This window comes from Streptomyces sp. PKA51, from assembly GCF_057552455.1.
Genome location: NZ_BAAJPZ010000011.1, coordinates 182,139 through 202,923, shown reverse-complemented (window position 1 = coordinate 202,923; position 20,785 = coordinate 182,139). Strand labels below are relative to the sequence as shown.

The window sequence follows — 20,785 nt, the reverse complement described above, 5'->3', positions numbered from 1 at the left end:
ATGCGGGTGAAACGACGGGACCGGCTACGGTACTGGTTCGAGAGCACGATGGACCGCGGAACGCCTGCGCTCATCGGCTGGTTGGGCCTGGGATCAGTGGCACTGATCGCCGTCACCACGGTGGGGGTCGTGCTCCTGACCGACGAGGACACCGAGTCCAACGGCGGCTGGGCGGGGGTGGCGTGGATGAGTCTGCTGCGCACCCTCGACCCGGGCACCATGGGCGGCGACCACGGCAGCCCGCTGTTCCTCGGGCTCATGCTGGCGGTCACGCTGGGCGGCGTCTTCATCGTCAGCACCCTCATCGGCGTGCTGACCACGGGCCTCAACCACCGGCTCCAGCTGCTGCGCAACGGCCGCTCCCGCATCATCGAGCGCGGTCACACGCTGGTGCTCGGCTGGTCGGAGCACATCTTCACGGTCGTCGAGGAGCTCGTCGAGGCCAACCAGAGCCAGCGCCGGTCCTGTGTGGTGATCCTCGCCGACCGCAACAAGGTCGCCATGGAGGAGCAGATCCGCACGCGGGTTCCCTGGACGGGCCGGACCCAGGTCATCTGCCGTTCGGGCAACCCGCTCAAGCAGGCCGATCTGGAGCTGGTGAGCCCGGACACCGCCAGGTCGATCATGGTGCTCCCACCCTTCTCCCCCGACGGCGACACCACCGTCATCAAGACGCTGCTGATCCTCAACAACAGGTCGTGGGAACCCGGCCGGCCGCCGTTCGTCGCGGCCGTGATGGATTCGGGCAACCTCGCGGCCGCCCGGCTCGCGGCCGGCGAGAGCGGCCTGGTCGTCGACGCCGACGACCTCGCCGTCCGGCTCGTCGTGCAGTCGCACCGGCAATCGGGCCTGTCGGCGGTCTGCAACGAGCTGCTGAGCTTCTACGGCAACGAGATCTACATCAGGCACGAACCGACGCTGAGCGGCTCGACGTACGGGGAGATCCTCGACCTCTACCGCAGCGGCGCCCCGATCGGCCTGTACACCAAGGAGGGTCGCGTCCGCCTCAATCCGGAGATGTCCACGGTCGTCACCGCGGACGACGCCGTGATCCTCATCGCCGAGGACGACATCCTCGTCAGGCTGGCGGACGTCCCGGTCAAGGCCGTGGAGTCGGCCATCGCCGACGGCCGCCCCTGGCAACGGGCCCCCGACCGCACGCTGCTGATCGGCTGGAACTCCCGTGCCGGCACCATCATCGATTTGCTCGACCGGTTCGTCCGGCCCGGCTCGCATCTCGACGTCGCCGCTCCCACCCGTCCCGGCGCTCTCCCCACCGGCCTGGCCAACCTCACCCTCGGCCACCGTCCCTGCCGGCCCACGAGCAGGGCGTCGCTGGAGGCCCTCCGCCCGGGCGACTACCAGCACATCCTGGTACTCACGGACGAATCGGTCGATCCGGAGCTGGCCGACAACAGGACCCTGGTGACCCTGCTGCACCTGCGGGACATCGAAGAGGCGCTGGGCGACCCGTACTCGATCGTCTCGGAGATGAACAACGACAGCAACCGGGAGGTCGCCCAGGTCACCAAGGCCGACGACTTCATCGTCAGCAGCAAGCTGATCTGCCTGCTGCTGACCCAGCTGGTGGAGAGCCCGCAACTGCACGAGGTCCTCTGCGACCTGCTCGACCCCGCGGGCTCGGAGATCTACCTCAAGCCGGCGCACCAGTATCTGAAGACCGGCGTGGAGGCGAATTTCGCCACCGTCATCGAGGCCGCGCGCAGACGAGGAGAGACAGCCGTCGGCTACCGGCTCGGACGGGACCGCAATGCGCCGCCGTCCTACGGAATTCACCTCAACCCGCTGAAGGGCACGCCGCTCACCCTCCGGAAGGGCGACCACGTCATCGTGCTGGCCGAGAACGAATAGCGGCGCCGAACCGGCGCCGGCGCACGCTGGACCGGATCCCCTTCCCGGGCGGCCTCACCCACGGCCTCCCCCACCTCCCGGGACCGGGGCACCGGGCACCCGGCCCCACGGTCCAGGGCGACGGGGTCGTGCGTCACACCGGTTCGGGCTGCGGTTCCGGTCGCCGCGCCGGCACGGGCTCGGGTGCGTTCGGCTCCCACCGCTGGGTGGTGCGTACGTAGCCGTAGATCACCGAGCCCATCGCCAGCAGGAGCAGCGGTCCGAACACCCACGGGTGCTCGGCCATCTCCAGCGGCAGATAGCGGTACGCCGCCAGGAGCGCGGCGAAGACCGCCGCGCCGTAACCGACCAGCCGGATTGCCGAGCGGTCCCAGCCGCGGTCGAACGCGCGCATGGCCGTCTCGATCGTGAGCGCGAACACCACGCCCGCCACGAGATCCACGCCGTAGTGGTAGCCGAATCCCAGCGTCGCGCTGAGGGTGGCGACCAGCCAGAAGGCGCCGGCGTAGCGCAGCAGCCTGGGGCCCTTGCGGGAATGAATGAAGATCGTGGTGGCCCATGCCGTGTGCAGGCTGGGCATGCAGTTGCGCGGGGTGATCGCGTCGTACGGCACCGCGTGCAGGGCGCCGATCGGCGGCGGGGTGTTCGGCCACAGGTTGGCCACCGCCCACTGCACGCCGCCGGTGCCGGAGGCGCCCGGGCCGTAGGCGAAGACCGGCCCGACGACCGGAAAGATCATGTAGATGGCCGGTCCGAGGAGGCCGATGACCAGGAAGGTGCGCACCAGGTGGTGGCTCGGGAAGCGGCGCTCGGTCGCCACGTTGCGCAGCTGGTACAGCGCGACGACGACCGCGGCGACCGCGAGCTGGGCGTAGACGACGTCGACGATGTGGGTGCCGATCGGGGCGGTGGCCCGCAGGACCCGGCCCATCACCCACGACGGGTTGCCCAGCGCGTGGTCGGCGGTGGCCACGTACGGGTCGAGCACCGTGGGGCGTGTCTTCGACGTGATGAGCAGCCACGTGTCACCGGTCTTGCGGCCGGCCACCAGCAGCAGGCCCAGCCCGACGCCCTTGAGCAGCAGAATGCGTTCCTTGCCGGTGCGGCGCGTGACGGCGATGACGGCACAGCCCAGCATCACCCACAGCGCGCCGTTGCCGAAGAAGTGATCGCTGTCGACCTTGGCGTCGACCGCCCACCGCACCAGCACGAAGACGAGGTCGATGCCGATCGCCGCGCCGGCCGCGATGAACCGTTGCCGCCAGGTGAGGACCACCATCATCAAGGCCATGCCGCCGTACAGCGGGCCGGGTTTCGGGGCGAATATCACCTCGCGCGCCTGGGTGGTGATCGGCCCCGGTACGCCGCAGTAGCGACGCGCGGCAATCTCCAGCATGATGAGGAACCCGAGGGTCACCACGCCCGCCGTGGCCCACAGGATCGTCCGCGGTTGACGCCACGCGGCGAACTTGGTTCTGCAGCTTATTCGCGAAAACACCCGCCATACTATAGGCATCAATTATTTGACCGGTTTGCCCGGGTTTCACCGTGCGGCGTCCTGTGCCTCGACCGTAGGTGGCGGCGGCCGCTTGCCCGCTACGGTGAACGCATGTCCTTACCGCGAGAGCAGCCGGAGCCGGCGCACCTGCATGAGGCTCGACAGATGGCCGAGTCGTTCGGCATGGATGCGCAACGCTACGACCGGGCCCGACCGACCTACCCCGATGCCCTGGTGGCGCGTGTCGTCGGCGGCATCCCGGGGCCCGACGTGCTCGACGTCGGCTGCGGCACGGGCATTGCGGCCCGCCAGTTCCAGGCCGCCGGCTGCACCGTGCTCGGTGTCGAGCCGGATGCACGGATGGCCGACTGGGCTCGGTCCCGCGGTCTGCAGGTGGAGGTGGCGACCTTCGAAGCCTGGGAGCCGGCCGGCCGGGCGTTCGACGCGCTGATCGCCGCCCAGTCGTGGCACTGGGTGGACCCGGTCGCCGGTGCCGTGAAGGCGGCCCGGGTGCTGCGTCCGAACGGGCGCCTGGCGATCTTCGGGCACGTCTTCGAGCCGCCTGCCGAGGTGGCCGAGCCGTTCGCGGCCGCCTTCCGCCGGGTGGTGCCCGACTCCCCGTTCGGCCGTCAGCCGGCGCGGCGTCCGCTGGAGACGTACCAGGCGGGGTACGCGACGATCGCCGACAGGATCCGCGAGACCGGGCACTTCCACGACCCGGAACAGTGGCGATTCGACTGGGAGCAGTCCTGCACGCGCGACCAATGGCTGGATCTGCTCCCCACGACCGGCGGCCTGACCCGGCTTGCCCCCGCTCAACTGGCAGAGGTCCTGGGCGCGGTCGGGCATGCCATCGATGCCCTGGGTGGTCGCTTCACGATGCACTACACCACTTTGGCGACCACCGCCGTACGCGCCGGCACTCCTTGACCCGCTACCGCTCGGCCACGAGCGTTTCGACCGTGCCGTTGATTCGCGCGCGCTCGGCCGCGAGGACCGCCAGGTGGCTGGCGAGGGAGTCGCGGGGGCCCGACGTGATCCGCGTGGGGTCCCCGGTGGCCACGGCCGCGACGAAGGCGTCCATGAGCCCCGCGTCGCCGCCGCCGTGGCCGCCGGCCGCGGTCATCTCCCCCTGCCGTACGGGCGTGACCTCCTCGTCGCCGCGGGTCAGGAAGTCGTGGATCCGTATCGTCCGGCCGTCGCCGTACAGCTCGCCACGGGTGCCGAAGATCCGGGTCCTGCGAGGGCCGCCTTCGGTGAACGCGGTCATGGTGAAGGTGGCGGTGACCCCGCCGGGGAACTCCATCGCGACGACCTGGTGGTCGACCACGTCGTTGTCGCAGGCGTACACGCACCGCCCGTACGGGCCCGTGCGCAGGGCCTGTTCGAGGGCTTGCGGGGTGAAGTCGTCGACGATGACACCGAGCGGCCAGCGGTGTTCGCCCCGGTCGAGCATGCCGCCGTAGAAGCGCACGGCCGAGTACGGGCAGCGGGCCTCGACCGGGCACTCGACGCACCGGTCGGCGGCCTCGGCGGGCCGGTTGGCCGGGGTGAAGTGCGAGAGCCGGCCGAAGCTGGACAGCCGCAACGGCGGCTGCCCGACGATGTACTGCAGCCAGTCCAGGTCGTGGCACGACTTGGCCATCAGCATGGACGTCGCCACGTCGGTGTTCCGCCAGTTGCCGCGGACGTAGGAGTGGGCGTGGTGCCAGAAGCCGACCGGCTCCAGGTGCTGGATGCTCATGACGTCGCCGAGCCGTCCGGAGTCGACGACGGCTTTGAGCGCCTGCGTGTAGGGGGTGTAGCGCAGGACGTGGCCCACGGCGAGCATGACGCCGGCCTTCTCCACTGCGGTCACGATGCGCCGGCAGGACTCTTCGTCCAGTGCCATCGGTTTTTCGAGCATGACGTGGTAGCCGAGGGCGGCGAAGGCCTCGGTGGGCTCGACGTGGTCGCGGTCGAGCGTGCAGATCAGGACGGCGTCGGCGATCCGGCCGCGCGCGGCGAGCTCCTTCCAGTGCGCCACCGCGTTCCCGGGCGCGATGCCGTGTTCTTCGGCGAGCCGGGCGCGGCGCACGAGGCGTGGCTCGGCCACGCCGACGACGGTGGCCCGGTCGGGGTGCTGCAGGGCCCATCGTGCGTACCCGGTGCCTCGATCGCCGGCGCCGATGACGAGGAGAGAGACAGGCGACATGACGCAACCCTACGAGCCGCCGTCGCGGCAGCGGGCCGTTTTCCCCGCACCCTTCTTGATCTCCGGCGTGTTCCCTCCTTCCGCGGGCCACGGCCCGGCAGGAAGAATCCGGGCATGTCCTTGACATCATTCGACACCCCGCCGGTCACCCTCGCGCGCCGGATCGGCGCCGCGGTGCTGGCCGGAGTGCTCGCCTGCACGATGCTGCTGGTCGGCGGCGGGCCCGCGGCCGCCGCCGACCCCGACACCCACCGCTTGGCCACCTGGAACATGCAGGTCGGCTCCAGCCGTTGGTCGGGCGTGCAGAGGCTGTCGCGCACCTTCGGCGTCGTGGCCCTCCAGGAGGTGCCCGGGGCCGCGCCCGCCGGTGCGCACCTGCTCGGCCAGAACGGCAACATCCGCTCGTACCTGTGGGACGTCGGCAGCGGGCAGTTCCGCTACCTGCACATCCTCAACCAGAGATCCCGCAACCTCGGCATCGTCACGTCGTTCTACCCGGACTCCGTCCAGGAGCTGACGGGTGGCTACCGCTCGGCGCTGGCAGTGGTGCGCCGCGAGGACCGGACCGTCTTCGCCTCCGTGCACGCGGCGTCCAACGGCGGGCGGCGCAACGACGCGGCCGCGCTCATCCGCCGGGTCGCCGGGTACGCGTCCGGCACCAACGTCCCGAACTGGGTCGTGCTCGGCGACTTCAACCGCTCCCCGCGGAACGTCCTCAACGACGGCGTGCCGCAGAACACCCGGATCTACAACAGCGGCCAGGCCACCCAGCAGAGCGGCAACGAGCTCGACTTCGCGGCCTCCAACGTCAACACGCAGAACTGGCAGGCGACCGTGAACCCCAACTACGGGAGCGACCACTGGCCCGTCGGCTTCTCCAGTCTGCGCGCCTCGGGCAGCCCCCGGGACCTGACCATCCACGCGGACAACAGTGACCGGCTCCTGGACGTCTACAACGGCCGGACCGCCAACGGCAGCCACGTGATCATCTATCACGCCAACGGCGGCAGCAACCAGCGCTGGCGCCTGGTGCCGGCGGGACGCGCCGCCGAGACCGGGCAGCCGCTGTACCGCATCCGGACGCTCAGCAGCGGCAAGTGCCTGGACGTCAACAAGGGCCAGAAGAGCACCAGCGGTGACTACCTGAACATCTGGGACTGCCACGGCCCCAACGGCGAGCCCGACCCGGGCGGCCCCCAGCGCGACACCCAGAACTTCACGCTGGAACACCCCGACTGGCGCTTCCCCAACGTCACCGTGCTGCGCAACCACGCCACCCGCCAGGTCGCCAACGTCGACCACAACCGCACGGGCGACGGGACCTGGCTGCTCCAGTGGCCGTACCAGCGGAACTCCGACGGCACCCCGGCCGTCAACGAGGTCTTCTACCTGCATCCTCGTTTCTGACCCGCCGCTGCCGCCCGGGGTCTGCCGCGCGGCGCCGAACGTGCGCCGGCGGCCGGCCCTCGGGCACAGTGGAGGCATGACGTACGACAGCAAGGCCCCAGACCTGCGCGCGGAGCCGGGTCGCCTGCACGGCACGACGTATTTGTCGGGCGAGCTCGACATGGCCTCGGCCGACCACTGGTACGAGGTGGCCATGGCCGGCACGACCGGTCGAAGGGTGATCGTGGACCTCTCCGGCGTCACGTTCATGGACTCCACCGGGCTCAACGTGCTGATCCGTGTCCACCAGCAGCGCGATCTGCTCATCACCGGAGTCGTCCCCGAGCAGGTGCGGCGACTCTTCCGGATCACGGGAGTCGAGGCCGTCTTCGACTTCGCGCCCTCCGCCGACGCGCGCCGGATCAGCTGAAGTAGGACTCGAGCGTGCCGCGGCGCCGGACGTCGAGCGTCGCGCAGTGGAACGAGCCGCCGAAGGGCGCGTAGTGCAGCAGGCCGCACGGGATCGGCTCGAAACCCCATTTCTTGAGCGCGCGCACCATGTCGGTGTGATGCCGCTCCACGATCACCCGTTTCTCGTCGAGCATGAGGACGTTCATGCTGAGCCATTTGCTGCACATCGAGGTGAGCTTGAGCAGGCGCTCGTCGATGGGGTTGGGTTCGGGGGCGACGAGGACGTCCCAGGACCGCAGGGTGTCGGGCAGGCGGTCGACATCGATGTATTCCGGGTTGATCAGTACCTTTCCCGGGGCGAGGAGGGCCAACGTCGTGTCGATGTGCATGGGGGTCCGGCAGCGGCTCTCGATCTCGTGGATGCGGTAGCCGGGCCCGAGGTGGCGGCGCAACCACTCGATGCCCATCCGGTTGGTCACGTTGCTCCGCGTGACGAACACATCGCGTCCGGCGCGTACGAAGTCGGCCGCGTCGAATACCGGCTCGAACTCGGTGACGACGTACCGCAGGGGCTCACCGGCCTCCGGAACACGGAAGTCCTTCTCGAACAGCTCGTCCGTCAGTTGCGGCTTCGGCGCGGCGGTCCAGCGCGCCCCGCGCCGGAAGTAGTCCTTGAGGAGCCCACGGTAGGAATGCGTCTCGAAATACCGGCAGGGCCAAGCCATCGGAGTCTCGATGATCTCGTCGCCGATCACGAGCATGCTGTCCCGCGGACAGGTGTTGCAAAAACCGCGTGACGACCAGTCCGGGGTGGCGAAACGCCGCCTGTGGTCGACCGCGTCCGGGCGGGTCACCGTGATGCCGAGGGATTGCAGGAGGGCGACGAACTGATCGAGCTCCTGCTGCGCCCGCTCCATCAGGATGCGCGGATACCTGCGCCCGGCGGCAAGCCCGTGCAGCCGGGCCGCCCGGGGCGCGACGCTGTACGCCACGACCGGCAGGCTGGAGGGGATCACCGCGCCGTCGAGACGACCGACGACGACCTCCTCCAGAGGGTCCCACTCGTTGTGCGAGGTGACCGGCGATTCCGGCATCACGTACCACCACCTTCCGCGGCGTCCATTCCCCGGCGGACCGGAGGAACAACGTCGCAGAGGGCATCGGCATACGAACGGGTGGCCCTGGCCTCTCAGCTCTCCCTCGCCGAAGCCCCGGTGGATCCGGGAGCGCCCGCGCACGAAGCGGACCGGCGAGAAGGACCGGAGGCGGGCCGGGGGCTTCGAGGCGGCGGTGCGCTCGCCGAGGCCCGTACGTAGCCGTGGATCACCGAGGCCGTCACCAACAGGAGAAGGGGTCCGAAGACCCACGGATACGTGGCCATCTCCACCGGCAGACAGCGATACGACACCAGGAGCGCGGTGAACACCGTCGCGCCATAAGCGACCAGCCGGATTCCCGGCCGGTCCCAGCCGCGTGCCTGCGCGCGCAGAGCCGCCTCGATCGTCAGGGCGAACACCACGCCGGCGATGATGTCCGCGCCGTAGTGGTAGCCGAATCCCAGCATGGCGACGCACGTGGCAACCAGCCAGAACGCGCCGAAGAAGCGCAGCAGCCGCGGGCCCTTGCGGGAATGAATGAAGATCGCGGTGACCCATGCGGTGTGCAGACTGGGCATGCAGTTGCGTGAGACGTTCCCTTCGAACGGCATGACGTGCGGCGTAGTGATCAGTACCTGCGTGTCCGGCCACAGATGCGCCACCGCCTGGTGCCCGCCGGCGCCGTAGGCGCCCGGGCCGTAGGCGAAGATCGGCCCGACCACCGGGAAGATCATGTAGATGGCCGGTCCGAGCAGCCCGATCACGAGGAAGGTACGCACCAGGTGATGGGCCGGGAAGCGGCGTTCGGCCGCGACGTTGCGCAGTTGGTAGAACGAGACGAGAACCGCCGCCACCGCGAGCTGGATGTAGACGTAGTCGAGAAGATGCCCGCCGATCGGGCCGGTGGCCCTGACGAACCGGCCCACCAGCCACGACGGATTGCCCAGGGCGTGATCGGCGACCGCCACGTACTGGTCGAGGACCATGGGACGCGTCTTGGAGGTGATCAGCAGCCAGGTGTCACCGGTCTTGCGGCCGGTCACCAGCAACAGCCCCAACCCGACGCCCTTGAGCAGCAGCGCGCGTTCCCGGCCGGTGCGACGCGTGACGGCGATGACCGCGTACCCCAGCACCACCCACAACGCGCCGTTTCCGAACATCATCGTGGCGTCGAAAACCCACCGCACCACAAAGAAGACGACGTCGATTCCGACTGCGACACCGGCCGCGACGAACCGCTGCCGCCACGGCAGCACCACCATCATCAACGCCATACCGCCGTACAGCAGCGGCCCCGACTTCGGAGCGAAAATCACCTCGCGCGCCTGACGCGTGATCGGTCCCGACAGGCCGTAGTGACGCGCGGTGGCCTCCAGCGCGAGGAGAAATCCGAAGGTCGCCACGCCCGCCGCGACCCACAGCACCGTCCGTGGGCTGCGCCCTGCGACGAAAGCAGTCCTGCCGTCCGTTCGTGAAAGCATCCGATGACGACCTTTCGCCCAGGGACAGCCACCCCGCCGATCGGCTGCTGGGACGTGTGTCACCTTTGTGCATCACCGGTGCCGGGAGCGCACCCCTGACAGGGCCGTCCGGGTGAATTCCGTGCGCTCCCGGCCCTGGGACGGCCGCGTCGTCACCGCATCCGCTACGAGACCGTCAGCTCGGCGATCCCCGTGCGGGACCCTGGTGCGCCCCCGCCGTGCACGGCCACCCGTACGTACCGTGCGGAGACCGGTCGTCCGTCGGGAGCGGCAGCGCGCCAGTGGCGGCCGTCGAGGGAGTACCGGACGTCGTACGCGGCCGGTGCCGGGCCGCTCCAGTCGGGGGCGACCTTGGTGACGCGTACCGGCTTGCCCAGGTCGGTGGTCAGTTCGCCGTCCCGTCCGTCGGGGACCCATGCCGTGGCCGGGTTGCCGTCGACGGCGGCGGCCGCGTAGAGGCCGGGTTCCTCGGAGGAGGCGGTGACGGCGGTGCAGCGGGCGAGGTTGCCGGTGGGGGCGAGGTCGGGGCGGCGCGTTGCGAGGACGACCGGGGCGGCCTCGGTCAGGACGCGGGCGCCCTGCGGGGTGTCGAGGGTCATGGGCGCGCCGCCGGTGAGCCGGACGGTGGTGGTGCGGGCGCCGAGTGCGATGTCGTAGGTGCGGCCCTGCCAGTGCAGGCCGCGCAGGGTGACGCCGCGGGCGAGCTGCGGGGGCAGCATCGGGTCGAGGTGCAGCCGGTCCTCGCGCATCCGCATGCCGGTCAGGCCGTTGGTGAAGACCTGCAGGAAGCCGCCCTTGCCGGTGAGGAAGTCGTGGGCGGGCGAGCCGGCGAGCGGGTCCTCGGCGCCGGCCTTGGCGCCGCGTGCCTCGGAGAACTGGGCGAAGGGTCCGCGGACGAACGGCCTGATGGAGCGCTGCAGGTAGGTGTACGTGGAGCAGCCGGGTTCGCCCGTGCCGGCGGCGGCGATGGCGTGGACGGAGTCCGTCATGGCGGGGCCGTCGGGGTCGGTGCGCCGGGCGTAGTAGTCCAGGGTGCTTGCCGCCGCGCCCTGGGGCATGGGCCACTCCAGGGGGTAGGTCAGCAGTACGGTGTCGGCCTGCTTGATCTTGCTGCCGGTGTAGCCGTCGTACTGCAGGTAGACCTTGCGTGCGGCGTCGTACGGAATGCGGATGCGGTCGGCGATCGCCGTCCACTCGGCGGGGGCGCGCTCGCCCAGCAGGTGTGCGGCGTGGGCGGCGTTGCGCAGGGCGGTGACGGCTCCGGCGTTGGTGAAGACGGCGTCGTTCACGCCGTTGCTGTACTCGTCGGGGCCGGCGGTGTCGTTGATGGAGTAGCTGCCGTCGGTGTTGCGGGCGGCTCTGCCGGCCCAGAACTCGGCTATGCCCTTCATGACGGGCCAGCCGCGCTCGCGCAGCCAGCCGGTGTCCCCGGTGGCGAGGTAGTACTGCCAGGTGGCGAGGGATATGTCGGACTGGAGGTGGATCTGGGTGCGGCAGTGGGGCGGGTCGACGCTGTGGCATTCCCGGGCGAGGTCGCCCTTGCTGCCGCTGTTCCACGGGTAGAACAGGCCCTGGTAGCCGAGCTTGCGGGCGTTCTCGCGGGCTCCGGGCAGGGTGCGGTAGCGGTAGTCGACCACGGTCCGGGCGAGGTCGGGGGCGGTGGCCAGCAGGGCCGGGTACATCCAGGTCTCGGCGTCCCAGAAGACGAGGCCCGCGTAGTTGTCACTGGTCAGGCCGGCCGGGGCGATGCTGTCGGACGCGCCCTGCCGGGCGCTGGAGAGCAGCCCGTACTGGGCGGAGCGCACCCATGCCTGCAGGTCGCGCCGCCCCGGCACCTCGATGCCGGAGCGCCACAGCCGGGCCCAGGCGGCGGTGTGGGCGCGCAGCAGGCCGTCCCATCCGCGCCGGGCGGCGCGCAGGGAGGCCGCGGTGGCTTCCTGGCGGGGTGCGCGCGAGGTCAGTGCGGTGTCGACGCCGACGTACTTGGTGACGTCGTACGACTGCCCCTTGCGGACGGGGAAGGTGAGGGACTGGTGGGCGCTCAAGTCCCGCGCGGCGTCGGCCCGCCGGGCCGCGGAGGGGTGCACGGTGCGGCCGGCCTGCAGGGTGGAGGCGACGGCTCCGTCGGTGTCCGTGCCGTCGGTGCGGAAGGCGACGTCCATGGTCCGGCCGTCGTGAGCGCTCTTCGCGGTCCGGTCGCCGCCGCCGGTCTGCCGGATGCGCCGGGCGCCGTGCCCGTCGAGCAGGTCGGTGACGGTGGCCTGGCCGCTCCAGTGGGGCGTGATGCTCAGTCGTACGGCGCCGGTGTGCGGGTCGTCGCGGTCGGCCAGGACGTCGTAGACCAGGTCGGTGCTGCGGCCGTCGGCGGCGGTCCAGGTCAGGGAGGTGCGGACGAGGCCGCAGTGCAGGAAGAGGGTCTGACGATAGCCGGATATTCGACCCGCTTTCGTCAAAGAGTTGAAGGTATCGGCGTGGGCCCCGCCGGTGCCGACGGTGAGGCCCGTCCAGGTGGGCAGGGCGGCGACGGCCTGCCGGTCGGCGGCGGTCTGCGGGTTGTGCGCATACAGGCCGGAGACGAACGAGCCGTCGTAGGCGGGGGTGAACAACGGCCAGCCGGTCTTGGCGCTGCTGTCGCCGTAGCCGGCGCCGTTGGGCGGTATGCGCTGGCCCAGGTAGCCGTTGCCGACGTAGGCGTGGTGGGTGTCGTCGGTGTCGATGCGATCGGTTGCGAGGGTCCAGCCGTCGCCGGTCCGGCAACTGCCGGCGGGTGGGGCGGAGTCGGAAGGACGGTCGGTGGTGGGGGGTTGCGGCGCCTGCGCGACGGCCGCGGGCGGCACCGAGGCGACGAGCGCGCCTGCGAGCAGCAGTGCGGACAGGCGGGCAGGACGCGGCCGCGCACCGGGAGAGTACGTCATTGTTCTCCGTCGTCTGGATCTCTTCCAAGAGTCCCGCGACCTTAAATTAATGAACGGAAGAGGGTCAACAGTCGACGTTGTCTGTACGGTTCTTGAAGAAGATGTGCCGTGTTGTGCCCGGGCGCCACGATGCGGCCGCTCTGCGCCGGCGGTTCGGCCCCGGGCATCGCGCCGTCACATGCGGGCCACGATCCGGTACGCGTTGGACAGCCGTGTCCGGCGGGCGAGCGGGGCGAGCAGCTGTTCCACGCCGTACACACCGGCCAGCAGGGGGACGGACGACCAGAACAGGGCCTCGCGGGCGGCGCTCCGGAGACCGCTGGGCGGTGCGGCGTGCCAGGGGGCGTCGGCAGGCGGGAGGGCGTGGACGAGGGCGAGGAGCGCGGCGCCGGTGAGATCGAACGGGATGTGCGGCTCGTGCCGTTCGACGGCGACGACGGTGCAGCCGAGCGACTCCAGTTCGCGGCGGAGGTTGGCGAGCGGGATGAGGTGCAGGTGCTGGGGCTGGAAGTAGGGCACCCACCAGCGCCCCAGGAGCGCGCTCGACAGGCATTCCGGGTCCGGGACCTCGATGATCAGGTGTCCGCCGGGAGCGAGGACCGTGCGGGCGGCGGTCAGCTCGGCGCGCGGGTCGAGGGTGTGCTCCAGGTAGTGGAACATGCTCACCGTGTCGTAGCTGCCCTCCAGTTTGGGGGCGAGGTCGGTGAGCAGGCCGCGGTACGCCTCGGCGATCCGGCCCTGGCGCTTGCCCTCCTCGACGCCTTCGCCGACGTCGAGTCCGTCGAAGACGGTGGCCGGATGCACCGTCCTGGCCGTCTCGGGGAAGTGTCCGTGCCCGGTGCCGACGTCCAGCCAGCGGCGCGGGGCGCCGAACGGCAGGAGGGCACGGGCGCCGGCGCGGTAGCGCTTGTGGTTGCCCCTGCCGTTGAAGACCCATTCCGACAGGTCCGCTCCCAGGCCGTCGTAGAAGTCCCGGTAGTAGAAGTCCAGTCCCTCGGGCGTGAGCCGGGGGTTCTGGAAGGAGTGGGAGCAGGCGCGGCACTGGTCGATCACGAAGGTGCCGGGCTTGTGCTGGAGCAGGTCGGCGGTGCGCAGCCGGGTCCGCAGGCGCGTGGAGCCGCACCAGGGGCACGTGGTGCGCCTGGGCTCGTGGAAGCGGTCGGTGCCACGGGCGAGTTCGCTCTGGTAGTCGACGCGGAGCCGGGCTACCTCCTGGGTCCGGTTCATGGTCGTCCCGGTCCTCCTTGTTGTGTGGGGGCTTGTCTTGTGGGGGCGAGTTCTGTGAGGGCGAGTTCTTCGAGGTGGGTGGCGGCCGCGGCGGCACCTCCGGCGGCGCGGAAGGATTCCCGGACGCGGTGTGCGGCCGCGCGGTACGCGGGGGCGGTGAGCACGGCGTCCAGTGCGGCGCCGATCGCGTGGCGGTCTGCGCGGCCGAACCGGATGCGGATGCCGGCTCCGGCCGTGGTGAGCTGGTGGGCGATCACGGGCTGGTCGTCCCGGATGGGGGCGACGACCAGCGGAACCCCGTGCAGCAGGGATTCCGCGACGGTGTTGTGGCCGGCGTGGCAGACGACCGCCGCGGCCCGGCCGAGCAGAGCGGGTTGCGGTACGCGCCGCACGGCCAGCACGGTGTCGTCCGAGGTGCCCTCCAGTGCCCCGCCCGGGTCGGCGACGACGGCCTGGACGTGGGGGGACCGGTCCCGTACGGCCGCCGCGCACTCGGCGAGGAAGCGGGCGCCGAGGCCGGTGTTGGCGGTGCCGAGGGAGACCAGGACGGTGTGCCGTGCGGGATCCAGCCACTGCCAGGGGAAGGGTGCGGTGCCGGGCCGCCGCCGGGCGAGGGCGGGTCCGACGAAGCGGGTCTGCGGGGGCGCGGCGCACGCGCCCGCCAGGGCGGGGGTGGTGAAGGCGAGGACGAGGTCGGGCGAGAAGCGGGGGTCGTGGGTGCGCGCCGGGTCGCCGAGCGCGGCGCGCAGCCCGGCCAGCAGGGTGCGGATCCATTCCTCCACCTTCGGCATGGCGGACAGCGCGCCGGAGAATTCGGCGGAGGTGGTGGCGGAGGTCGCACAGGGGATGCCGAGCCGTTCGGCCGTCAGGGCCCCGGCGAGCGCCTGCTGGTCGGCGACGACCACGTCCGGGCGGAAGACGGCGGCGGCCCGTTCGACGCCCGGTGCCATCGCTGTGGCGAGCGGGGCGAGGAAGTCCTGCCACAGGAAGCGCAGCGCCGCGACCCCGCGCAGTTCGGGGGGCCGGTGCGCGTCGCCGGGCGTCGCGCAGGCGTGGACCTCGGCGCCGGGTCCCGCCAGTTCCCGGACGAGCCCGGGGTGCCCGGCCCAGGCGACGCGGTGCCCGCGGCGGGTGAGTTCGGCGGCCACCGCGGCGGCGGGATGGACGTGCCCGACGAGCGGCGGCACCACGAAGAGGAACCGGCTCATACGCGCACGGCCTTCGTCCGCTGCCGTTCTCCCGCCCGGAGCCAGTCGAGCATGAGCGTCCCGACGGTCCGCGGGTCGCCCACGAGGACGGAGTGGCCGTGGCCCGGGACCAGGTGGGTGCGGCAGTCGGGGAGCAGGGATTGCAGCCGGGGCGCCATGGCCGCGAGGTCGGAGGTGGCCCCGTACACCGCGCGGACGGGCAGGTCGAGCTCGCGCCAGCGGTCCTCGGCGGGTATGCGGCTGGCCGCGATGTCGGCGGCGATCGTCGTCTCCTGCAGCAGCGGGCGGGCCCGGCGGACCAGCCGGGCCGCGTGCCGGCCGTAGCTCCGCTCGATCCAGGGCAGGGCCCGCCCGTCGTGGAGCCGGTGCGCCGAGCCTCCCAGGAGGGTGCTCATCTTCGCCGCCCAGGCCGCGGTGGGCGGCTCGGACTCCACGGTCAGGAGGCCGGCGACCCGGCCGGGGTGGTGCAGGGCGTAGTCGAAGGCGACGGTGCCGCCGAAGGAGTTGCCGGCCAGGTGCACGGGCCCGGTGGTGTCGAGGTCGTCGAGGAGGGCGGCGAGGTCGCCGGTGAAGTCCTCCAGGCGGTAGCCGGTGGTGGGGCGTTCGCTGCGGCCGTGGCCGCGCTGGTCGTACATCACCACGTCGTGCCCGGCCGCGGCGAGTGCCGGGGCCACGGTGAAGTAGTAGCTGGTCAGGTTGTCGGTGGCGATGCCGTGGACCAGGACGACGGTCTGCCCGCCGCGTGGTCCGAGGCGTACGGCGTTCAGCCGGGGTCGGGCGGCCCGGGTCACCTCGGGCGCCCTGCGATGTAGTGGACCAGCCGGCCGACGGACAGCTCGATGATCTCGGTGAGTTCGAGGGAGGCGAAGAAGGCCGGGAAGTCGACCCGGTCGCCGTAGCGGCGCCCGAGCTCGGCGGTGAGGGCGACCAGGTCGATGGACTCCAGGTCGAGGTCCTCGACGAAGCGGGTGTCCATGGTGACGACCGTGCCTTCGAGGCCGAGCTCGGGCAGGACGGCGTGCAGTGCTTCGGTGACCTCGGCGAGCACGGTGGCGTCGCATGTGGGGGTGGTGGTCATGAAGGGCTCTCCTCGTGGTGCTGCCGGTGGGTGTCCTCGGTCCAGGCGACGACGTAGCGGCGGGGCGGCAGGCCCGGTGGGTTGGCGACCTCGGCGAGGGACACGGGATACGTGCGGCCGGAGGGCGTACGGACCGTCAGCCGGTCGCCGTCCGCGGTGGTGATGCACAGCTCCCGCAGGTGTCCCGGCACACCGGTGCCCTCGGCCCTGGCCGCGGCCTCTTTGGCCGCCCGGAAGCGGACGAGGGTGTGTGCGTCGCCGCCGATGCGGTCGTACAGCGGGTGGTCGCCGGGGGCCAGGACCGTGTCGCAGGTGGCCTGCTGCCGCTCGGTGATCTCCGCGATGCCGATGCCGGCCGGTGCGCCGCCGGGTGGACGGACCAGGGCGACGGCCGCTTCCGCGCAGGGGGCGAAGGACAGGGAGAGCGGTGGCAGTTCCCGGCCGTGCACTCCTTCGGGGTGCGGTCGGCCGCTGTCGTCGTCGCGCACCCGGATCTCGGCGGGGAAGACCGGGCCCGCGCCGTGCTGCCACAGGTGGTGGCGTACGGCGTCCTTGGCGGCGATGCGGCCGAGCAGCCACTGCGGCCTGTCCTGCCGTGGCCGGGCGACGTAGGCGTCCCGTTCCGCGCCGCCGAGCACGTTGCGCATCATCAGCTCGCGGGAGGCCGGGTCGGGCCAGTACTCGAAGACCAGGTGCCAGCCGCCGGGCCGGACGCGGGAGAGGGTGCTGTGCTCGGGACGGCGCCGGATGGCGTCGGTGGCGGCGGGCGAGTCGAAGCGGCGGTCCTCCCAGCCGTCGATCTCGCAGTGGACGGCTTTGCCGTGGCTGAGCTGGATGTCGGCCGTCAGCCGGGTTTCGGTGAGGGAGGTGATGCGGATGTGGCATTCGAGGCGCTCGCCGGCGGTGGGTTCCGGTCCGTGGAACCGGATCTCGCGGATGGCGGCCGGCAGCACGACGGTGCGGTCGGAGCGGGTGGCCATCAGCCAGTAGCCGAGGAGCTGCCCGGCGTTGTCCAGGAGCGCGCCGGGCGTGGGCAGAGCGGTGATCACGCCCCGGACGTGCCGTGCGCCGAGTCCGGTGACCGCGGTGACGCCCTGGAAGAGCGGCCCGTGGAACATCCAGCGCTCGCCGTACATCCGCCGGGCCGAGACGGTGGGCGGCTGTTCGTCGGCCGGGACGGGCCAGCGGGCGGGCGGTGCCGGGTGGCCGGGTGCCGTCTGCGTCTCGGCACGGGCGTACCGGCCGAACTCGACGGTGCGGCGGTCCGGCCGGCCGGGTACGGGGCGGACCGTCACGCTCACCTCGACGGCGGGCTCGGCGACCAGCCAGGCCAGGAAGCGGGCGTTGCGGACGGCGACCGTGACACCGGTGCCGGGCGCGGCCGCCGCCTCGGTCATGTGCTGGATCATGGTCGTCGCGGGGACCACGGGCCAGCGGTCGCCGAGGTCGGGCCAGTCGGGCCGCTGGCGGTAGAAGCAGTGGTCGGCGAGGTACGGCATGGTGTCAAGGGCCACGCGGACGGTGGTGACGCGGGTAGCGGCGGCCGGGGCCGCCGCCCGGGGAGCGTCGTACTGCGCGAAGAGCGCCGCGGCCGCGTCGGCCGTCTCGCTCAGCAGGGCGCGCAGTTGTTCCGCTTCGGGGTGCCGCCGGGCGGCCTCCGCGAGCCGGCCGCTGCCCGGCGTCCCCTCGCCGCCGAGCGCGCCGCGCAGCTCCGTACGGAGCCTCTCCCGGGTGGCGGGGTCGAGGCGGACGGGCCCGGCGTCCAGGCCGAGCCGTACGCCCGGCGGGGCCGGCACCGCGACCGTACCGGTGGGGCGGCCTGCCCCGGGGGCCAGGGCCGCGAGGTCGGGCTCCGCCCCGTACGCCCACAGGCCGGCCACGGCGCGCCGCACCCGGCCGAGGCCGTCGCCGCCGTCGCCGCCCCCGGCCGTGACCGCCACGTGCGCGCGGTCGGCGAGGATGTCGCCGACCAGCGCCGGCAACTGGCCCTGTCCGGCCTGGACGAAGGCGCGGAACCCGGCCCCGTACAGGGCCTCGACGAGGCCGCGGAAGCGGACCGGCTCCAGGAGATGGCGCACGGCGAGCTCCCGGACCTCCCCCTCGCCCTCCGGGAACGGCGCGCAGGTCGTGCCCGACCAGACGGGCACCGAGGGCCGGTGGAGGGTGAAGCGTCGCATGGCCTGGCGGATGGGCCCCAGGTAGGGGGCCAGCATGGGCGTGTGGAAGCCGGACGCGAAGGGCAGGGCACGGCCGAGCACGCCGTCGCGGCGCAGCCGCTGCGTCACCTTCTCCACCTGGGCCGCGGGACCGCACACCACGCACTGGTGCGGGGCGTTGTCGTGGGAGAGCACCACCTCGTCGACTCCGGCCAGGGCCGCCTCCACCTGGGCCGCGGGCGCCCCGTAGGTGACGAAGACCAGGTCGGGGACGCGCAGCTCCAGGGGGTCGAAGTCCCGCAGGAAGGCGTCCACTTCCTTGTCGGCGAAGATCCCGCCGACGGCCATGGCGGTCCACTCCCCCACGCTGTGCCCGGCCAGGGCGTCGGGGGCGATGCCGCAGCGGCGCAGCGCGGCGGCCAGGAGCCGGCCGGCGTCGACGACGGCGGCGCCGTGCTCGGCGACGGCGCCGACCCGGGCCTGCTGCCAGGCGGGGCGGGGCAGTCCGAAGTGGCGGGCGACGTCCTCGCCCTGGGGGACGAATCCGGCCTCCAGGCCGGGGAAGAGGAAGGCGGTACGGCCGCCGGCCGCCCCGAGCAGGGGCCGGGGCGCGAACCACACCTCGCGGCGGCCTCCCCAGGCCAGACCGCGGGCGACCACGTTGCGGGCCAGTGCGAGGCGCTCGGCCCCGGGCCCGGCCACGGCCAGCCGGGCAGCTCCGGTGCCGGTGTGCCCTGCGGCACGCAGCCGGGTGTCCTCGGTTTCGAGGAGCGCACGCAGCGCCTCGGGGGACTCGGCCGCGATCCGCAGGACCGGTTCGGGCTCGTCCACGCGCAGGGCCGCGGACGCAGGGCGTCTCCTGCCCGCCGCGGGGACGAACTCCTCCAGCACCACGTGCGCGTTGATGCCGCCGAAGCCGAAGGCGTTCACCCCCGCGCGGCGCACCTCCGCCTCCCAGGGGCGGGCCACCGGGGACGGGCGGAAGCGGGTGGCGAGCAGCCCGGGGTGGGGGTCGTCGCAGTGCAGGGTGGGCGGCAGCACCCGGTGGTGGAGGGCCAGGGCGGCCTTGACCAGGCCCGCGGCGCCCGCCGCCGGCATGGTGTGGCCGATCATCGACTTGACCGAGCCGATCACCGCGTCCGGTGCGCGCGGGGTGCCGAACACGCGGTGGAGCGTGGTGATCTCGGCCGCGTCACCGCTGGGTGTTCCCGTGCCGTGGGCTTCCAGCAGGCCGAGCGCGCCGGGGGCCGCGGGGTCCAGGCCGGCCGCCTCCCAGGCGAGGCGGACCGCCCGGGTCTGGCCGTCCGGGTCCGGGTTCACCAGGGTGGCGGTGCGTCCGTCGCCGGCCACGCCCGTGCCCCGGACCACCGCGTACACCCGGTCGCCGGCGCGCACGGCGTCGGCGAGCCGTTTGAGGACGAGCACCGCGGTGCCCTCGCCGATGAGCACCCCGTCCGCGTCCCGATGGAAGGGGCGGATCCGCTCGGTCCGGGAGAGGGCCCCGAGCCGGGCGAAGACCGACCACAGGGTGACGTCGTGGCAGTGGTGCACGCCGCCGGCGAGCATCACGTCGCAGCGTCCCGCGGTCAGCTCGCCCACGGCCTGGTCGACCGCCAGCAGGGAGGAGGCGCAGGCCGCGTCGACCGTGTAGGCGGGTCCGCGCAGGTCCAGCCGGTTGGCGATGCGCGAGGCGGCGAAGTTGGGGACCAGGCCGAGGGCCGCTTCGGGGCGGTCCGGTCCCAGGGCCTCCTCGAAGGCGGTACGCACCCGGGCCAGCCGCTCCTCGCCGAGGTCGGGCAGCAGTTCGCGCAGGGTGCGGGTCAATTGGCCGGCGGTGCGCACGCGTTGGTCGAGGCGTGCCAGCCCGGCCGTGAGGTAGCCGCCGCGGCCCAGCACCACTCCGATGCGGGTGGGGGGCACCGTGGACAGGCCGCCCGCGTCGGCGATCGCGGCGGCGGCCGTGCGCAGGGCGATCAGCTGGTCGGGCTCGGTGGCCGGGACGGAGTCCGGCATGATGCCGAAGGCGACGGGGTCGAAGCCGGTGAGCCGGTCGTCGACGAAGCCGCCGCGCCGGCAGTAGATGGCACCGGAGCGGTACTCCTCCTGGTCCCAGCGCCCCGGCGGCGCCTCGGTGATGGCGTCCACGCCGGTGCGCAGGTTGTGCCAGTAGGTCTCCAGGTCGTCCGCGCCGGGCAGCGTGACCGCCATGCCGGTGACGGCCACCGGTTCCCGAGGAGGGTTCCCGGGGCGACCGCGGTGCAC

General features: G+C 72.3%; 14 protein-coding genes. 4 read left to right on the top strand and 10 right to left on the bottom strand.

What is annotated here, in order from left to right; translation table 11 throughout:
* On the top strand, positions 1–1,872 hold the full coding sequence (locus AC27L3_RS18560; RefSeq protein WP_487235154.1) for a CASTOR/POLLUX-related putative ion channel: 1,872 nt from the start codon (positions 1–3) through the stop codon (positions 1,870–1,872).
* A 133-nt stretch (positions 1,873–2,005) separates the two neighbouring features.
* On the opposite strand, the gene AC27L3_RS18555 is transcribed toward AC27L3_RS18560, so the two are convergent.
* Positions 2,006–3,388: a phosphatase PAP2 family protein gene (locus AC27L3_RS18555; protein WP_487235153.1), complete on the bottom strand. Its 1,383-nt coding sequence runs from the start codon at positions 3,386–3,388 to the stop codon at positions 2,006–2,008.
* A 147-nt stretch (positions 3,389–3,535) separates the two neighbouring features.
* Between AC27L3_RS18555 and AC27L3_RS18550 the strand changes: the two genes are divergently transcribed.
* Entirely contained in the window at positions 3,536–4,300 is a 765-nt protein-coding gene (locus AC27L3_RS18550; RefSeq protein ID WP_487235152.1) for a class I SAM-dependent methyltransferase, read from the top strand.
* Between the two features lie 4 nt (positions 4,301–4,304).
* On the opposite strand, the gene AC27L3_RS18545 is transcribed toward AC27L3_RS18550, so the two are convergent.
* Positions 4,305–5,564 carry a Gfo/Idh/MocA family protein gene (locus tag AC27L3_RS18545; RefSeq protein WP_487235151.1) on the bottom strand — a complete coding sequence of 420 codons (1,260 nt, stop codon included), beginning with the start codon at positions 5,562–5,564 and terminating at the stop codon, positions 4,305–4,307.
* Between the two features lie 114 nt (positions 5,565–5,678).
* Between AC27L3_RS18545 and AC27L3_RS18540 the strand changes: the two genes are divergently transcribed.
* Both AC27L3_RS18540 and AC27L3_RS18535 read left to right on the top strand, forming a co-directional pair.
* Positions 5,679–6,971: an RICIN domain-containing protein gene (locus tag AC27L3_RS18540; RefSeq protein WP_487235150.1), complete on the top strand. Its 1,293-nt coding sequence runs from the start codon at positions 5,679–5,681 to the stop codon at positions 6,969–6,971.
* 76 nt (positions 6,972–7,047) lie between these two features.
* Entirely contained in the window at positions 7,048–7,380 is a 333-nt protein-coding gene (locus tag AC27L3_RS18535; protein WP_487235149.1) for an STAS domain-containing protein, read from the top strand.
* On the opposite strand, the gene AC27L3_RS18530 is transcribed toward AC27L3_RS18535, so the two are convergent.
* The 8 genes from AC27L3_RS18530 to AC27L3_RS18495 all read right to left on the bottom strand — a co-directional run bounded on the left by AC27L3_RS18530 (position 7,373) and on the right by AC27L3_RS18495 (position 20,731).
* A complete protein-coding gene (locus AC27L3_RS18530; RefSeq protein ID WP_487235175.1) occupies positions 7,373–8,455 on the bottom strand; it encodes an amidinotransferase in 1,083 nt (360 codons plus the stop codon). The genes AC27L3_RS18535 and AC27L3_RS18530 overlap by 8 nt on opposite strands.
* A 95-nt stretch (positions 8,456–8,550) precedes the next feature.
* Complete coding sequence (locus AC27L3_RS18525) at positions 8,551–9,939, bottom strand: phosphatase PAP2 family protein (protein WP_487235148.1); 1,389 nt, start codon at positions 9,937–9,939, stop codon at positions 8,551–8,553.
* Positions 9,940–10,103: 164 nt separating this feature from the next.
* On the bottom strand, positions 10,104–12,854 hold the full coding sequence (locus tag AC27L3_RS18520) for a discoidin domain-containing protein (protein ID WP_487235147.1): 2,751 nt from the start codon (positions 12,852–12,854) through the stop codon (positions 10,104–10,106).
* A gap of 174 nt (positions 12,855–13,028) precedes the next feature.
* Complete coding sequence (locus AC27L3_RS18515) at positions 13,029–14,081, bottom strand: class I SAM-dependent methyltransferase (RefSeq protein WP_487235146.1); 1,053 nt, start codon at positions 14,079–14,081, stop codon at positions 13,029–13,031.
* Positions 14,078–15,289 carry a glycosyltransferase gene (locus AC27L3_RS18510; RefSeq protein WP_487235145.1) on the bottom strand — a complete coding sequence of 404 codons (1,212 nt, stop codon included), beginning with the start codon at positions 15,287–15,289 and terminating at the stop codon, positions 14,078–14,080. Before AC27L3_RS18510 ends, AC27L3_RS18515 begins: the two co-directional genes overlap by 4 nt.
* Positions 15,286–16,080 (bottom strand): alpha/beta fold hydrolase, encoded by a 795-nt coding sequence (locus AC27L3_RS18505; RefSeq protein WP_487235144.1) that lies wholly within the window; start codon positions 16,078–16,080, stop codon positions 15,286–15,288. The genes AC27L3_RS18510 and AC27L3_RS18505 overlap by 4 nt, the downstream gene beginning before the upstream one ends.
* Positions 16,077–16,367 carry an acyl carrier protein gene (locus AC27L3_RS18500; protein WP_487235143.1) on the bottom strand — a complete coding sequence of 97 codons (291 nt, stop codon included), beginning with the start codon at positions 16,365–16,367 and terminating at the stop codon, positions 16,077–16,079. Before AC27L3_RS18500 ends, AC27L3_RS18505 begins: the two co-directional genes overlap by 4 nt.
* Entirely contained in the window at positions 16,364–20,731 is a 4,368-nt protein-coding gene (locus tag AC27L3_RS18495) for a beta-ketoacyl synthase N-terminal-like domain-containing protein (RefSeq protein WP_487235142.1), read from the bottom strand. Before AC27L3_RS18495 ends, AC27L3_RS18500 begins: the two co-directional genes overlap by 4 nt.
* Positions 20,732–20,785: the final 54 nt, after the last annotated feature.

Coding starts and splice junctions, on each gene's coding strand:
- AC27L3_RS18560 (WP_487235154.1), top strand. CDS start 1: ATGCGGGTGAAACGACGGGACCGGCTACGGTACTGGTTCGAGAGCACG.
- AC27L3_RS18510 (WP_487235145.1), bottom strand. CDS start 15,289: ATGAGCCGGTTCCTCTTCGTGGTGCCGCCGCTCGTCGGGCACGTCCAT.
- AC27L3_RS18550 (WP_487235152.1), top strand. CDS start 3,536: ATGGCCGAGTCGTTCGGCATGGATGCGCAACGCTACGACCGGGCCCGA.
- AC27L3_RS18520 (WP_487235147.1), bottom strand. CDS start 12,854: ATGACGTACTCTCCCGGTGCGCGGCCGCGTCCTGCCCGCCTGTCCGCA.
- AC27L3_RS18545 (WP_487235151.1), bottom strand. CDS start 5,564: ATGTCGCCTGTCTCTCTCCTCGTCATCGGCGCCGGCGATCGAGGCACC.
- AC27L3_RS18530 (WP_487235175.1), bottom strand. CDS start 8,455: ATGCCGGAATCGCCGGTCACCTCGCACAACGAGTGGGACCCTCTGGAG.
- AC27L3_RS18555 (WP_487235153.1), bottom strand. CDS start 3,388: ATGCCTATAGTATGGCGGGTGTTTTCGCGAATAAGCTGCAGAACCAAG.
- AC27L3_RS18495 (WP_487235142.1), bottom strand. CDS start 20,731: ATGGCGGTCACGCTGCCCGGCGCGGACGACCTGGAGACCTACTGGCAC.
- AC27L3_RS18515 (WP_487235146.1), bottom strand. CDS start 14,081: ATGAACCGGACCCAGGAGGTAGCCCGGCTCCGCGTCGACTACCAGAGC.
- AC27L3_RS18540 (WP_487235150.1), top strand. CDS start 5,679: ATGTCCTTGACATCATTCGACACCCCGCCGGTCACCCTCGCGCGCCGG.
- AC27L3_RS18535 (WP_487235149.1), top strand. CDS start 7,048: ATGACGTACGACAGCAAGGCCCCAGACCTGCGCGCGGAGCCGGGTCGC.
- AC27L3_RS18500 (WP_487235143.1), bottom strand. CDS start 16,367: ATGACCACCACCCCCACATGCGACGCCACCGTGCTCGCCGAGGTCACC.
- AC27L3_RS18525 (WP_487235148.1), bottom strand. CDS start 9,939: ATGCTTTCACGAACGGACGGCAGGACTGCTTTCGTCGCAGGGCGCAGC.